The organism is Acrocarpospora pleiomorpha (assembly GCF_009687885.1).
GTDB classification, from domain to species: Bacteria; Actinomycetota; Actinomycetes; order Streptosporangiales; family Streptosporangiaceae; genus Acrocarpospora; species Acrocarpospora pleiomorpha.
This window is the reverse complement of sequence record NZ_BLAF01000050.1, coordinates 39,614-55,536: the sequence shown is the minus strand read 5'-3', so window position 1 is coordinate 55,536 and position 15,923 is coordinate 39,614. Positions and strand designations below refer to the sequence as shown.

The 15,923-nt window shown below is 70.8% G+C and carries 4 protein-coding genes (1 of these 4 cut by a window edge); all 4 read right to left on the bottom strand.

Annotated features, from left to right (window positions below; genetic code table 11):
- Tightly spaced (each overlapping or abutting the next), the 4 genes in view from Aple_RS35655 to Aple_RS35640 form a layout consistent with a single transcriptional unit that may run on beyond the window.
- A protein-coding gene (locus Aple_RS35655) for a non-ribosomal peptide synthetase (RefSeq protein WP_155349155.1) crosses the window boundary here: on the bottom strand, positions 1–5,924 show its 5' portion. 883 nt of this gene lie to the left of the window's left edge; the window shows 5,924 of its 6,807 coding nt (coding positions 1–5,924); the start codon lies at positions 5,922–5,924; its stop codon lies beyond the left edge, outside the window.
- Complete coding sequence (locus tag Aple_RS35650; RefSeq protein WP_170321822.1) at positions 5,921–9,406, bottom strand: non-ribosomal peptide synthetase; 3,486 nt, start codon at positions 9,404–9,406, stop codon at positions 5,921–5,923. Before Aple_RS35650 ends, Aple_RS35655 begins: the two co-directional genes overlap by 4 nt.
- Positions 9,403–15,015, bottom strand: a complete 5,613-nt coding sequence (locus Aple_RS35645) for a non-ribosomal peptide synthetase (protein WP_155349153.1) — start codon at positions 15,013–15,015, stop codon at positions 9,403–9,405. Before Aple_RS35645 ends, Aple_RS35650 begins: the two co-directional genes overlap by 4 nt.
- Entirely contained in the window at positions 15,012–15,923 is a 912-nt protein-coding gene (locus tag Aple_RS35640) for an LLM class flavin-dependent oxidoreductase (RefSeq protein ID WP_373869672.1), read from the bottom strand. The genes Aple_RS35645 and Aple_RS35640 overlap by 4 nt, the downstream gene beginning before the upstream one ends.

Genomic DNA, 15,923 nt, shown 5'->3' with positions numbered 1-15,923 from the left:
AGCACGCAGGCCCGGACGCCCGCGATCGGCCGCCCGACCGGGACGCTGCTCGCCGTCCCCGGCTCGCCCGTGGTGCCATCCGGACAGAGGGCGTCCCAGGCTTCGGACGCGCCGTACAGGTTGACCAGGGCGCGGCCCGGCATGACCTCGCGGAACAGACGATCCAGTTCGTGCGAGAGCGGCTCGCCGCTGCTGATCCAGCTCGTCAGGTACGGCAAACGCGCGGCCAGGTCGGGGACGGTACGAACCAGCACCCGCAGCAGCGACGGCACGAGCAGGATGCGGCTGACCCGGTTGGCGGCGAGCTCGGCGACGAGTGCGTGCGGGTCGCGGGACACCTCGGGCGTGAGGACGACGGTGGGCACACCCGCCAGCGCCGGGCCGAGCAACTCCCACAGGCTGTCGACGAAGGCGATGGGAGTCTTCTGGCAGGCCACCTCGCCTGGAGCGAAGGGCAGGTCACGATGCATCCAGGCGAGACGGTTGAGCAGGGATCGCCCGGTGATCGCCACTCCCTTAGGGCGGCCAGTGGACCCAGAGGTGTAGACGATGGCCGACAGCGCCTCCGGATCGGCACCGGTGACGACCATGGTCGCGTCGCCAAGGTCACTCAGGCCGTCCAGCTCGTGCAGGTCATGCAGCTCGGGCGGGCAGTCCAGTTCGTCTTGCTTCTCCAGCTCGTGCAGCTCGCCCAGGCCGTCCAGCTCGTCTTGCTTGTCCAGCTCGCGCGGGCCGTTCAATTCGCCCTGCTCGCCCTGCTCGTCCAGGTCAGGCAGGTTGTGCAGGTCAGGCAAGTCGTGCAGGTGGTCAAGGTCGTCGATCTGGATGATGTGCCGCCGCGTGGAAGGCGTCCAGGTGCCGTCGGTGATGATCACCTGGGCGTCGGAGTCGTCGATCATGTAGTTCAGACGGTCGTCGGGGTTGCTCGGGTCGAGTGGTAAGTAGACGGCTCCGGCGTACAGGATGGCGAGGGCCGCTACGGGCAGGTCGAGCCCGAGGCTGAGGCGGACGCCGACGACGCTCTCCGGTGGGAGCCGGTGGAGTCTGACCGCTAGGGCCCGCGCGCGGCGGTCGAGTTCCGCGTATGTCAGCTCGGCTGTGGCGGTTCTGAAAGCGACGGCCTGGGGATGCTGTTCGACCCGTCTCGCGAAAAGGCATGCGATTCGTTCGTCGCTCGCGGCAGGCCCACCATCCAGGGCATACGGCTGTTCGCGGGAGATCAGGGACATTTCGTGGACAGGCAGGTCCAGGTCAGCGACGCCGACCTCCACCACCAGTTTCAACGCCGTGCCCAGCCGCTCGATGCTGCCGCGGTCCCACAGCTCGGTGGAGTACTCCAGGAACCCCTCCAACTCACCCGACTCGCCCTGCCAGGCGTGCAATGACAGGTCAAACGCGGCTGTGCTCACCTCTACTGGAACCGGCTCGACCCGCAGGCCTGGCGCGAACTCCTCCGTCGGTTCGGGCGTGTTCTGCACCACCACCGCGACCTGAACAAACGGCGTGACCCCTGGCGTGCGAGCGGGGGCCAGTTCCTCCACGATCCGGTCGAAAGGAACCTCTTGATGAGCGAAAGCCCCGACCGCAGCGTCTCGGGAACGCCGGATCACCTCGCCCAACCCCGGATCACCGCTCAGGTCGGTCCGCAGAACCAAGGTGTTGACGAAGAACCCGACCAGCTCCTCCAGCTCCGGCACCACCCGATTGGAGGAGAAGGTCCCCACCACCACATCGCCGCTCCCGCAGTACCGGGAGACCACCACGTTCATCGCGGCCAGCAACCCCATGAACAAGGTCGCGCCTTCGCTCCGGCATGCTTCGCCCAGTCGCCGGGTCACCTGCGCGTCCAACCCGAAGGGCACCCGCTCCCCCGCCCCGCTTCGGCGGGCCGGACGAGCCCGATCCAGCGGCAGGTCCAGCACCGGATCCGCCCCGCTCAACGCCTCCCGCCAAAACGCCAGACTCTCCAGCGGCACCCCGTTCTCGCGCTCCCACACCGCGAAATCCGAAAACGACACCGCCAAATCCGCTAACGCCTCGCCCCGGTACAGAGCGGCCAGATCCCGCAGAAACACCGTCCCGGACCAGCCGTCAAAGACGATGTGATGCGCCGACACCACCAGCACATGCTCTAGTGCCCCCACCCGCACCAACCGGAAAAACACCACCGGCCCAACGGCCAGATCGAAAACCCGCCGCCCCTCCGCCCGAACCAACCCCGCAACCACATCCTCCGGCGAACCAGATCCCAACGCTCCGACCCACCCCGCCTCTCCCAGCGAACCGGATTCGGTCGACGCACATGTCCGCTCCGCACCCACCGGCGAACCGGATCCCACCGACGGACCGTCCCGCTCCGCGTCCGACAAGCCGGTCCCCACCGACGCGTCCAACGACTCCGCCCAAACCGACCCCCCGACCACGCCCTCCCGCGAACCGGGCTCCACCGCCGCGTCTACCCACCCCGCGTCCACCGGCGAGTCGACCCACTGCCCGCGAACCAACCCCGCAGGCACGTCCTCCGGCGAACCAGGCGACGCGTCGATCCACTCCACCCGGACCGGAACAGGCGGATCCACCACCATCACCGGCTCGCCGTCCACCCCCACGAAACGCGACCGCAACACCTCATGACGCGCCACCAAAGCCGACAACGCCCAATTCAGGCGATCCACATCCAAAACCCCGGACAGCCGCAACGGCCACACCACCGAATAGTCACGACCCCCACCCGCCAGGCCGTCCACGAACCACAGCCGCCGCTGACCGAGGGAGGGGGGCAGGGGGCCCTCATGAGGGCCGGGGGTGATGGCGGGGCGGGTGGAGGTGGAGGGTGAGGTCAGGCGGTCCCGGAGGAGTTCGGACAGGTTGGCGATCGTGGGGGTGGCCAGGAAGTCCGCGAGGGGGACGTCGCGGCCGAAGGCGCGCCGGATTCGGGCCAGCAGGCGGCTGGCGAGCAGGCTGTGGCCGCCGAGGTCGAAGAAGTGGTCGTGCACTCCCGCCCGGTCCAGGCCGAGCAGCGTGGTCCAGATGCCGGCGACGGCTTGCTCGATGGGGTCGCGCGGCGGCTCGTACGCCCGGTCGAGGTCCGGACGCCCAGCCTCGGGTTCCGGCAGGGCGGCCCGGTCGACCTTCCCGCTGGGACTAACCGGCAGCGCGTCGAGCAGGATGAACTGCGACGGCACCATGTATTCGGGCAGCGCCAGCCGCGCGTGCCGGAACATCTCGCTCGGCCCCGGCCACGCCCCTTCCGCGACCACGTAGGCGATCACCCTGCGGTCGCCCTCGTGCTCGGGCGCGGTGACGACGGTGTCCCGTACCGACCGATGATTGCGGAGCACCGCCTCGATCTCGGCCAGTTCGACCCGGAATCCCCGGATCTTGACCTGCTGGTCGGCCCGGCCGAGGAACTCGACGAGCCCGTCGCCGCGGCGTCGCACCAGGTCCCCGGTCCGGTAGAGCCGCCGCCCCTCCGCCCCCGGGCGCGGATCGGGCACGAACCGCTCGGCCGTCAGCCCCGGCCGCCCGAGATACCCTCGGGCCAGCCCGTCGCCCCCGACGAGCAGTTCCCCGGTGACACCGTCCGGCACGCGGTGGAGACGCCGGTCCACGATGCTCACGCTGGTGTACGGCAGCGCGTCGCCGATGGGCACATGCCCCGTGTGGTCGCGCGGCACCGGGTAGCAGGTGCTGAAGATCGTGCACTCGGTCGGGCCGTACCCATTCATGACCTGGCCGTTCGGAACCAGCGCGGCGGCCCGCCCGACGTGGTCGGCGGACAGCTGATCCCCGCCCGCGATCAGCCAGCGTACGGTCGGGAACGGGCGCTCGGCGCAGTCGACGACGGCGTGGAAGAGCGCCGCGGTCAGCCAGGTCACGGTGACGGGTTCGGTCGCCAGGAACGCGGCGACCCGCTCGGGCAGCGCCTTTCCCGGCGGCAGGATCGCCAGGGTGTGCCCGTTGACCAGGCAGCCGAACACCTCCAGGACCGACACGTCGAACGAGAGCGGAGTGGCGAACAGGAACACCTCGTGCCCGTCCAGCGGCAGCCAGCCCGGCTCGCTGACCCGCCGCGTGACAGCGCCGTGCGGAACCCCGACTCCTTTGGGCCGTCCGGTGCTGCCGGAGGTGTAGATAACGTACGCGAGGCTGTCCGGCCCATATCCGGCCACACTCAAGGAACCCGGCGCGACGCCATCCGCGACCCGGACGAGCCGGAGCCCTTCCGGGAGGCGAGCGGCGGAGGCATCGTCGGTGATGATCACCGTCGTCCCCGAGTCCTCGATCATGTACGTCAGGCGTTCCCGCGGGTATTCGGGTTCCAACGGCAGGTACGCGGCTCCGGCCAGGAGCACAGCCAGCAGCGCGACCGGCACGTCAAGCGATCGTTCGAGACAGACGCCGACAGTCGTCCCCGGTGAGACGCCGAGCTCGTTCAGACGGGCTGCGAGCCGACGCGCGCGATGTTCGAGCTCGCCGTAGGTCAGCTCGGCTCCGGCACAAGTCGCGGCGACCGCACCGGGACACCGAGCCGCCTGCTCAACGATCAACTCGTGCAGCAGTCGCGCCGGGCTCGACTGCTCCACTTCCTGCGCTAAGGGCGGAACAAGAGGCAGTTCGTAAACAGACAGGTCCAGATCGGCGAGCCCCGCCTCCAGCACCAGCCGCAACGCATCTCCCAGCCGCTCGGCACTCCCCCGATCCCACAACTCGGTGGAGTACTCCAGGAACCCCTCCAACTCACCCGACTCGCTCTGCCAGGCATGCAGCGACAAGTCGAACGCGGCCGTGCTCACCTCCACCGGGACCGGCTCGACCCGCAGGCCTGGCGCGAACTCCTCCGTCGGTTCAGGCGTGTTCTGCACCACCACCGCAACTTGAACAAATGGCGTGACTCCCGGCGTGCGAGCCGGAGCCAACTCCTCCACGACCCGGTCGAAAGGAACCTCCTGATGGGCGAAAGCGTTCACGGCGGTATCCCGGGAGCGCCGGATCACCTCGCCCAACCCCGGATCACCACTCAGATCAGTCCGCAGAACCAAGGTGTTGACGAAGAACCCGACCAGCTCCTCCAGCTCCGGCACCACCCGATTGGAGGAGAAGGTCCCCACCACCACGTCGCCGCTCCCGCAGTACCGGGAGACCACCACGTTCATCGCGGCCAGCAAACCCATGAACAAGGTCGCGCCCTCACCCCGGCACACCTCACCCAGCCGCCGCGTCACCTGCGCGTCCAACCCGAAGGGCACCCGCTCCCCCGCACCACTCCGGCGCACCGGACGAGCCCGATCCAACGGCAGATCCAACACCGGATCCACCCCGCTCAACGCCTCCCGCCAAAACGCCAGACTCTCCAGCGGCACCCCGTTCTCGCGCTCCCACACCGCAAAATCCGAAAACGACACCACCAAATCCGCTAACGCCTCACCCCGATACAAAGCGGCCAGATCCCGCAGGAAAACCGTCCCGGACCAGCCGTCAAAAACGATGTGATGCGCCGACACCACCAGCACATGCTCTAGGGCCCCCACCCGCACCAACCGGAAAAACACCACCGGCCCCACGGCAAGATCAAAAACCCGCCGCCCCTCCGCCCGAACCAACCCCGCAACCACATCCGCAGGCGAATCGGGTCCTACCGCCGCGTCGATCCACTCCACCCGGACCGGAGCAGGCGGATCCACCACCATCACTGGCTCGCCGTCCACCCCCACGAAACGCGACCGCAACACCTCATGACGCGTCACCAAAGCCGACAACGCCCAATTCAGGCGATCCACATCCAAAACCCCGGACAGCCGCAACGGCCACACCACCGAATAGTCCCGGCCACCACCCGCCAGGCCGTCCACGAACCACAACCGCCGCTGGCCCAGGGAGACCGGTGCGACGAGGGTTTCCGTTGGTGCGGCGAGTTCGGTCATCGGGGGTCACCTCCGAGTCCGCGTAGGAGTTCGGCCAGTTCCGGGGTGTCGCCGACGGCTGCGGCCAAGGCGCGGCCGGCGCGGAGCCGGGTCGCGGTGGCGATCTCCGGTCCGGGTGAAGCTGTCGCGCGGTCGACGGCGTCGGCTACATCGGCCAGGCGGGGGTGCTGGAAGATCAGGCGGACGCCCGCGCCCACCCCGAGGCGACGGCGCATCCGGGCCGCGGCCTGGGCGGCTAGGAGCGAGTGGCCGCCGAGCTCGAAGAAGTCGTCGTCGGGGCCGACTTCGGCGACTCCGAGCACTTCGCACCAGATCTCGGCCAGCGCGTGCTGGGTCTGTCCGGACAGTTCCGCCCGGTCGGCGCGGGCTGGAACGGGGTCGGGCAGCGCGTGCGGGTCGATCTTCCCGCTGCCGGTTCTGGGCAGGGCGGGCAGCCACACGTACGCGGCGGGGACCAGGTGACCCGGCAGCAGCCGGGCTGCGTGCGCCCGGATCTCGCGTGCGCTGATCTCCCCGTCCTCGCTCGGGACGAGGTAAGCGACCAGATTCCCGCCGCGTACGGTCACCGCCGCGTCCCGCACGGACCGATGGCGGCGCAGGATCGACTCGGGTTCGGCTGGCTCGATCCGGTAGCCGCGCAGGCTGATCTGGTTGTCGGCGCGGCGTACGAACTCCAGGGAGCCGTCGGCGAAACGCCGACCGATGTCGCCCGTCCGGTAGAGGCGGCGGCCGGTGGCGAAGGGGTGCGGGATGAAACGGTCGGCCGTTGCGCCGGGCGCGCGGAGATAGCCCCGGGCCAGCCCGAGCCCGCCGATGTGGATCTCGCCCGGGACACCGTCGGGCACGGGTTCCAGCTCCCGGTCCAGGAGGTGGATCTCGGTTCCCGGAATGGCCCGGCCGATCGTGACCCTGGCCCGGTCGGCGCTCGCGTCCAGGTGGGCGATGGCGGAGACCATGCTCGCCTCCGTGACGCCGTAGGCGTGCGCGAGCCGTACCGAGGGGGCGACCTGGCGCCAGCGCGCGAGCTGGGCCGGGTCGGCGGGCTCACTGCCGATCACGACCAGCCGCAGCAACTCGGGCACCGGCGCGCCGTCCTCGGCTATGGCGGCGCACAGAAGGTTCAGGTAGGACGTGGGAAGATGCGCGACGGTGACACCGAGCCGGGCCACCGTCTCCAGGAAGATCTGCGGGCTGTCCAGCATGTCGTCGGATCGCAGGACCAGGGCAGCCCCGGCGGCCAGGCAAGGGAAGATCTCCTCCGCACTGAGGTCAAACCCCAGCGACCCGAACTGGAGCACCCGATCCTCCGAGTTCAGCCCGTACGCCACAAGATCGGCCGCCACATAAGCCTCAAGCCCGCCCCGGGTGACCTCGACCCCCTTGGGCCGCCCGGTCGACCCCGACGTGAACATCACGTAGGCGAGATCATCGGGACCTACCTCGGACCACACCTGCGCCGCTTCCCCTGGAGCCCAGGTCTCCGTGGGAGTTACGACGAGTGCGTTCTCCGCCGCGGTGCCGGAGTTCCTGACCTGGTGCGAGGTCTCCGCGAGAGCCACAACGAGCGCATCCGGCGGGAGGCCGGTCGCGTGCTGGGCGATCGCCTGCCGGGCAGTGGTGAGTACGGCGGCCGGGGCTGCGTGGCCGAGGAGATCGGCGATTCGCTCCGCGGGCTGGTCCAGCTCGATCGCCAGGTAGGCCGCCCCAGCCCGCAGCACACCCTGGATCGCGATGATCGCCTCCGGCGACCGGTCGCAGCAGACCGCGACCAGTGACCCCGCCCCCACACCACGCTGCCCAAGCTGCCTGGCCAGCCGATCAGCGGCCAGGCCCAGCTCGGCATAGGTGAGCCGCTCCGGCCCCGACGCCGACATCACCGCAACCGGACTGGGTGTGGAGAGTTCAGGATCAGGCCGGGGTGCGCTGGACGTGCGCGGTTCAGGGGCGAGCGGGGATGCGCTGGACGTCCTTGGTTCGGGGGTGAACCGGGGAACGCTGGACGTGCGCGGTTCGGGAGTGAGCCGGAAAGCGCCGGACGTGGGCGGTTCAAAAGCCGGCTGCGGTGCGCTGGTCGTGCCCGGTTCGCAAGTGAGCGGGGATGCGCCGGACGCGCCTAGTTCGGGAGTGAGCCCGAGGGCGCTGGTAGAGCGCGGTTCGGGAGTGGACTGGGGGGCGCTGGGCGGTGGTGTGGCGAGGGTTTTGGCTCGGTCGTGGGCGTTGAGCAGTGGGAGTTCGGTGATCGGGCGGTTGGGGTGGGTGACGGCCGCTGAGAGGAGGGGGCGCAGGCAGGCGAGTAGGGAAGTGGCGGTGGGGGTCTCGAAGAGTTCGGTGCTGTATTCGGCGAGCAGGTGGTTGTCGCCGGTGACGGTGAGGCTGAGGTCGAATAGGGAGATCCGTCTGTCCAGCACGGTCAGCGGGGTGATCTCGACGCCGTCGAGGTGGAGTCGTCCCGATGAGAGGGGTTCGGCGTCCAGCATGACCTGGAACAGGGGGTTGTGGCCTGGTGTGCGGGTGGGGTTGACGGCGTGGACGATTCGGTCGAAGGGCACCGAGGCGTGCTCGTGGGCGGCCAGTACCGTTTCCCGCACCCGGGCGAGTAGATCGCGGAATCCCTCTCGGGGCCGTACCTGGACTCGGAGCGGGAGCGTGTTCGCGAAGCACCCGATCAGTGCCTCTGTCTCGGGGCGGTCGCGGCCCGCGTGCGTGGTCCCGATCACGAGATCCTCAGCCCCGCTCACCCGGTGCAGCAGCAGCGCGAAGGCCGCCAGCATCGCGGTGTACGGCGTCGCCCGCAGCTCCCTCGCCAGCACGGCCAGCGCGGCAGGTGGCGGATCCACGGCGAGGAGCGCGCCCTGGTATCCCCGCACGCTGGGTCGGCGCCGGTCCACCGGCAGCTCCAGCAGCGGTGGCGCTCCGGCCAGCGACTCCGCCCAGTAAGCGATCCCTCGATCCAGCTCGCCGCGTTCGACCAGCGCACGCTGCCACAGGGCGTGATCGGCATACTGCAGCTGAATCGGCGGCAGTTCCACGCCCCGGTAGGCGGCGCTCAACTCGTCCAGCAGCACCCCCACCGACCATCCATCGCAGATCGCGTGGTGCACGGCCAGCAGCCAGACGTGCCGATCCGGGGCGATCCGCAGCATCTCGCTGCGCAGCAGTGGGCCATCGAACGCCCGCCGCGCGTGCTCGGCGGCGTGCGCCTCCACCTGGCCCGGCGCGATGTCGATCACCGGCAGGGCGACTACGAGTTCGTCCGCGATCACCTGATGGGGTCGGCCACCAACCGGCCGCAGCGTGGTCCGCAGCGACTCGTGTCGCGCGACAACCCGCTGCAGCGCCGCGCGAAAGGCCGGAACGTCCAGCGAACCGCTGAATTCCAGCGCCAGGTGCATCGTGTGCGGCGGCGGACCCCCGGCGAGCTGTTCCAGGAACCAGAACCGCTCCTGCGCGTAGGAGGCGGGAACCGCGACAACTGAGTTCACCGGGCCACCTCCGCACCGAATCCGCCGAATCCGCCGGGCTCGTCGAATCCATCGATTCCGTCGGGGTCGTCGAAGAGGTCGGCGTCCATCCGGTACGCCTCCCGGCCAGCGGCCACCACCGGAAGGGTGAGTGCGAGCTCCCTCGCCGCGATCCGCTGGGCGATGGCCGCGACGGTCGGTGCGGCGAGCAGGTCCCGTACGGACACCTCGCGGTCGAGCCGAGCGCGTAGTTGGATGGCGGCGCGGGCGGCCAGGAGGCTGTGCCCGCCGAGGGCGAAGAAGTCGTCGAAGGCGCCCACCCGTGGCACGCGCAGGACCTCGCCGAGCACCGTGGCCACCGTCAGTTCCAGTTCGTCCCGAGGCGCCACATATGGCAGGTCGGACACGGGCGGCGCGGTCTCGGCCAGTGCCCTCCGGTCCACCTTGCCGGAGCTGGTCCTCGGAAAGGCGGGCACCTCGGTGAACGACCCGGGGATCATGTAGTCCGGCAGCCGCGACCCGAGCCATTCCCGCAGATCGGCGACCCTCCCGGGGGTGGCGATCAGGTACGCGGCGAGCCGGTCGGACCGCCCCGTGGCCTGACCAGCGGGGTCGGTGCCCGCATCGCGGCAGGCGACCACGACCGCGTCACGGACGCCGGGGCAGGTGCGGAGAACGGCTTCGATCTCGCCGGGTTCGACGCGGAAGCCGCGGACCTTGACCTGGTCGTCGGCGCGGCCCAGGAACTCGATGGCTCCGTCGGGGCGCACCCGGCCGCGGTCTCCAGTGGCATAGGAGCGGGCGCCGGGCGGGCCGGTCGGGCAAGGCACGAACCGTTCGGCGGTGCGGGCGGGCTCACCGTGATACCCGCGCGCGAGGGTGGGTCCGGAGAGGTGGATCTGCCCGGCCGTCCCGATGGCGGCGGGTCGCCCGGCCTGATCCAGGACGCGGGCAGTAACGCCGGGCAGTCCGCGCCCAATGGGCAGCCACAGCGCACCGCCGACCTCGTCCCGAGAAGCCCCATCCCGGAAGATCTCGTCCTGTAAGGGCTTATCCCGGAAGATCTCGTCCCGCAAAACCCCGTCCCGTAAGGCCCCATCCCCCACAAGCTCGTCCGGCAAGATCCCATCCCTCAAGACCTCGTCCCGCGAGGCCCCGTGCCGCAAGACCCCGTCCTGCAAGACCCCGTCCCACAGGGTGCTGCCGACTGTGGCCTCGGTTACGCCGTACACGTTGAGGATGCGTGGGCCAGGGCCGGTCACGTGGCGCAGCGCGCGGTATTCGGCTGGGGTCCACGGTTCGCCGCCGACGGCGATGAGCCGCAGGAATGACAGGGTCTCGCCGGTGGCGGCGCAATGGTCGACCAGCAGCCGTACGACCGAGGGCAGGAACTCGCCGTAGCGCACGTCGTTGTCGCGCAGCGCCTGGTAGAGCGCGGCCGGGTCGAGGACGGTCTCGCGGGGGCAGATCACCAGCGTGCCGCCGCTGGCCAGCGCCCGGACCAGATCGCCGGTGCAGACGTCGAACGGGAACGCGGCGAGCTGCGCGTGCGCGCCGGGGCGCAGCCGGTAGGCCTCCGCCCAGGCCCGGTACTCCGCCGCCAGCCCGCCGTGGGTCAGTACGACCCGCTTGGGCCGTCCGGTGGATCCCGATGTCGTGATCAGGTAGGCGGCGTTCTCCGGATCGGCGGCGGGCGGCCGGTTCCCCTCGTCCGGCCCGGCGAGGGCGTCCACGGCGACGACGGTGGCGGAACCGCCGGCAGCGAGGGCGAGGGCGGGCTTGAGCCGCGCGGTAGTCAGGATGATCGTCGCCGAAGTGTCGAGGAGGGCGTGGCGGAGGCGTTCCGGCGGCCAGGAAGGGTCCAGAGGGAGGTAGGCCGCGCCCGCTTTGAGTACCCCCAGCACGGCGGGCGGCATGGCGAGGTCCCGGTCCAGGCACAGGGCGACGACCTGCTCAGAACCCGCTCCCTCGCGCCGCAGGAAGGCCGCGACCTGGTTGGCCCACCGATTCAGCTCCCCGTAGGCAAGTGAGCCACCGCCGCAGAGCCGGACCGCGACCGCACCAGGATGGGCAGCAGCGTGCCGCTCGACCAGGACCTGGACCGGGTCTGGGCGACTCAGGACCAGTCCGCCAACCGACAGACCCGGCTCCACCAAGGCCTGGACGGGGTCGGGGCAATCCAAAACCAACTCGCCACCCGACACATCCGACTCGATGAGCACCTCAACGGCATCAGCGCGATCCGAAGCCAACTCGCCGACCGGCACATCCGGCTCGACCAGGGCCTGGGCAGGATCTCGGGAATTCAGAGTCAGTTCGCCGACCGGCGAATCCGGCCCAACGAGCACCTGAACGAGATCCGCACGATCCAAAGCCAACTCACCGGCCGGCACATCCCGCTCGGGCAGGGTCTGGGTGGGGTCTGGGGAATCCAGAGGCAGTTCGCCGACCGGCAGGGTTGGGTCGTTGAGGGCGGCGGTGAGGAGGTGTTCGTACTGGTAGGCGAGGCGGGTGATCGTGGTGGGGGCGAACAGGTCGGCCCGGTACTCCCAGATCATGGTGATTCGGGGGTCGCGCTCGTCGGTGGGGAGAGCTGTCTGGCGTTCCGCGCGGGGGACCGCCAGGACGGAGAGGTCTACCTTGGCGGTGCCGTTCTGGCGTTCTAGGTAGGTTCCGTGGACGTCGCCGAGGTTGATGGGGGCGAGTGGTGCGTCGTCCATGTTGAACATTGCCGCGAACAGCGGGTTGCGGCCGGGGGTGCGGGCCGGAGCCAGTGCCTCTACCACTCGGGTGAACGGGAGTTCCTGATTGGCCTGGGCGCCGAGGGCGACCTCCATGGCCTGGCTGAGCATGTCGGTGAAGCTGGGGTTTCCGGTCAGGTCGAAGCGGAGGGTCACCGGGTTGACGAACATTCCGAGGACGTTCTCGCTGCCCGGGACGCGGCGGTTGGCGAAGGCCGAGCCGACGCACAGGTCTCGTTGGCCGCCGACCCGGTGCAGGAGCGTCGCGTAGGCCGCCAGCAGCGTGGCGAACAGTGTCACTCCCCGTGCGCGGGCGCAGGCGCGGATCCGCTGCGACAGCTCGGCGGGCAGTTCCACCCGGTGGGCCGCGCCCGCGAACGCCGGTCCCGGCGGCCGGGGCCGGTCGTAGGGCAGGTCCAGGGAGTCGTCGGCGCCGCTGAGCCGCCGCGTCCAGTACTCCCTCTGTTCCGACAGATCCGCCTGCCGTTGCCAGCGCGCGAAGTCGCCGTACTGGACCGGCGGTTCCGGCATGTCCGGCCGCCGTTGCCCTTCCGCAGAGTCGCCGTATCGGGCCTGGGTTTCCGGCAAATCCGCCCGCCGTCGCCCTTCCGCGAAGTCGCCGTGCGGTTCCGGCCGCTGCCGCCCTTGCGTGGGGTCGCCGGACTGAGGCCGCATATCCGGCCCTTGCGCGAAGTCGCGCGGCTGCGGTTCCTCTCCCCGGTAGAGGGCCGACAGCTCTCGTACCAGCAGGGCGAACGACCACCCGTCGTGGACGAGATGGTGTTCGACGAGTACGAGTTCGTGCAGTAGGGGGTTCAGTCGTAGCAGTGTCCAGCGCACCAGCGGTAGCCGTGTCAGGTCGAACGGGACGCGCGTTTCGGCGAGCACGGCCGCCTCGTGCCCGGCCTCGTCCACCTCCAGCAGGGGGATCTCCACCAGGTATGGCGGATGCACCCGCTGCACCGGTCCCCCGTCGGCGCCGGTCGCCACTGTCGTTCTGAGTACTTCGTGACGTTCGACCAGCCGGGTGACCGCGTCCTCCAGGCGGGCGTGGTCGAGCGGCCCGGCCAGCCGGAATGTCGTGGGCGCGTTGTAGGCGATGTTGCCGGGCTGGAGCTCCTCCAGGAACCAGATCTGCTCTTGGGCGAGCGAAAGCGGCACCTCCCCCGGCCCGCCGCCGGCGGCGGTGAGTGGCGGCCAGGTCGAGCGGGACCGGCCGGAACCGGCGAGCGCCGCGAGCCCGGCGACGGTCGGGGCCGCGAACACCTCGCGAAGCTCCAGTTCCACGCCGGTCGAGGCGCGCAGCGCGCCCAGCACCCGCATCGCGCCGATCGAGGTGCCGCCCAGCTGGAAGAAGTCGTCGTCCACGCCAACCGAGGGCAGCCCGAGCACCCGCCGCCAGATCCCGGCCAGCTCATGCTCCAACGGGGTCCTGGGCGGGCCGGAAGTCCCCGTCTCCATCGGCCGCCTCGGCAGCGCCGCCCGGTCGAGCTTGCCCGCCGCCGTGACGGGCAGCCGGTCGTGCAGGTGCCAGGCCCCCGGAATCATCCACGGCGGCAGCCGCTCGGCCAGCCACGCCCGCAGTTCCCCAGGAGACGGCAGGCTGCCGGCGGCGACAATATGAGCATCGAGCCGATCGTGCCCGGCCACCACGCAGCACCGCGCCACCGCCGGATGCGCGCCCAGCGCCGCCTCCACCTCGCCGGGCTCCACCCGATGCCCATGAATCTTGACCTGCTCGTCCACCCGCCCGAGAAACTCCAGCCCGTACGGCTTCCGCGCCGCCCGGTCACCCGTGCGATACATCCGCGACCCCGGCGGCCCATACGGATCGGGCACGAACCGCTCCGCCGTCTCAGCCGGACGCCCCAGGTATCCACGAGCCAAAGCACCGCCGATATAAAGCTCCCCGCCCCCACCACCACGGACCCGCCGAAGCTCCCCATCCAGAACCGCCAGCCGCCGAACCCCGACCCGCCGCCCGATCGGCACCTGCTCCGCCTCAGCCGAAACCACCTCATGCAGGCTGGCGGTGATCACGGCCTCCGTCGGCCCGTACGCGTTGACCAGCGGCACCCGATGCGCCCCCAGATACCGGCGCGCGGCCTGAACCGGAAGCCGCTCCCCACCCGCCAGCAGCAACCGCAACGACCCTGCGGGCAGCGGACGATCCTCGGCCATGAGCTCCGCGAACAGCGCGGCGGGCAGATCGGCCACGGTCACGCCGTCACCGAGAGCACGCCGCAACTCGGCGGTCCCCCACGGATCGGGCCCGCGCATGAGCACGGTCGCCCCGCTGCTCAGCGCCACGAACAGCTGCTCGATCGCGACGTCCACCGACTCCCCGGCCACCTGCAGAACGGTGTCCCTCGGCCCGACCCCCAGCCGTATGGCCATGGCCCGCACATGCGCCGCCACCGCGCCATGCTCGACGACGACCCCTTTGGGCGTCCCAGTGGACCCGGAGGTGTAGACGACGTAGGCCGCCCCCTCCGGCGGAACCTCCGGCCAGGACGCGAGGGCGGGCCCACCGGGCTGATCCACGTCCACGTTCGTAAGCCCCGCAAAAGCCCCGATCACCATGGTCGCCCCGGCATCAGCGAGGATGGCCCGCGCGCGCCGATCCGGGAACCCCACCGGCACCACCACGAACGCGCTCCCCGCCTCCAGCACGGCCAGCAACGCCACCACCAGCCGTACCCCGCGCGGCACGCGGACCGCGACCACCCGCTCGGGTCCCGCGCCGAGCGCCCGCAACCGCCCCGCCAGCGCCGAGGAACGCTCGGCGAGCTCCCCATACGTCAGCTGTTCCGCCCCGCACACGACGGCGACCGCCCGCGGCCTCCGCGCCGCCGCCGCCAGCACCGCTCCATGCAGGGTCGCGGTCATCGGCAGGCCAGCGCTTCGACCGTACGGGTGAACAGCGTGCGATCGTGGTGCGCGGAGGCCATCGGCGTGATGACGACCTGGGTCGCCCCCGCCCGCTCGTACCGGTCCGCCATGGCGCGGATGTCGTCCTCGACGCCCAGCACGGCGATGGCGGCGAGCATCTCGTCCCCGACCACCCCACGCCCGAGGTCGCCCCCGAACCCGCTCCGCTCATACATCCGCCGGTAGGAAGGCACCCGAGCGTACGCGGCGAGGTAACGCCGCAGCAGCTCCCGATCCTGATCCAGGTCGTCGCAGACCGCGCCGGGAACCATCGCGACGACAGGGAACCCCTCCAGCGAACGCCCGGCGGCACGCAAGCCCCGCCGCAGCGCGGGCATGACCACCTCGCGCAGGTGATCGGCCGTGCACATCCACACCAGCAGCCCGTCCGCGGCCTCCCCGGCCAGCTCCGCCAGCGCCGGCCCGAACGCGCCCACGTACACGGGCAACCCGGCGCGGCGCGGCGAGACGTAGACGGCGTTGGCGCGGAACCGGGAGCCGGTGGTGTGCACCTCGCCGTCCCGGACCAGAGCGGTGACGACCTCCAGATACTCGCGCATGGACGGCACCGGCGCGTCCGCCGGTCGGCCGAGCATCCAGTCGGCGGTGAGCCGGTGCCCGGTGCCGACCCCGAGCGCGAACCGCCCGCCGGACAGCTCGTCGATCGTCAGCGCGGTCTGGGCCATGGTGACCGGAGGCCGGGTGTAGTAGGGCAGCACGCCGGCGCCCAGGGTGACCCGGTCGGTGACGCCGCACATCGCGGCCAGCACGGCGGCGCTGTCGCGCAGGCTGGGCAGCTGCACCAGCCACACGGCGTCGGCGCCGAGCTTCTCGGCGAGCCGGGCCCGCTCGAGCATCTCGGCCAC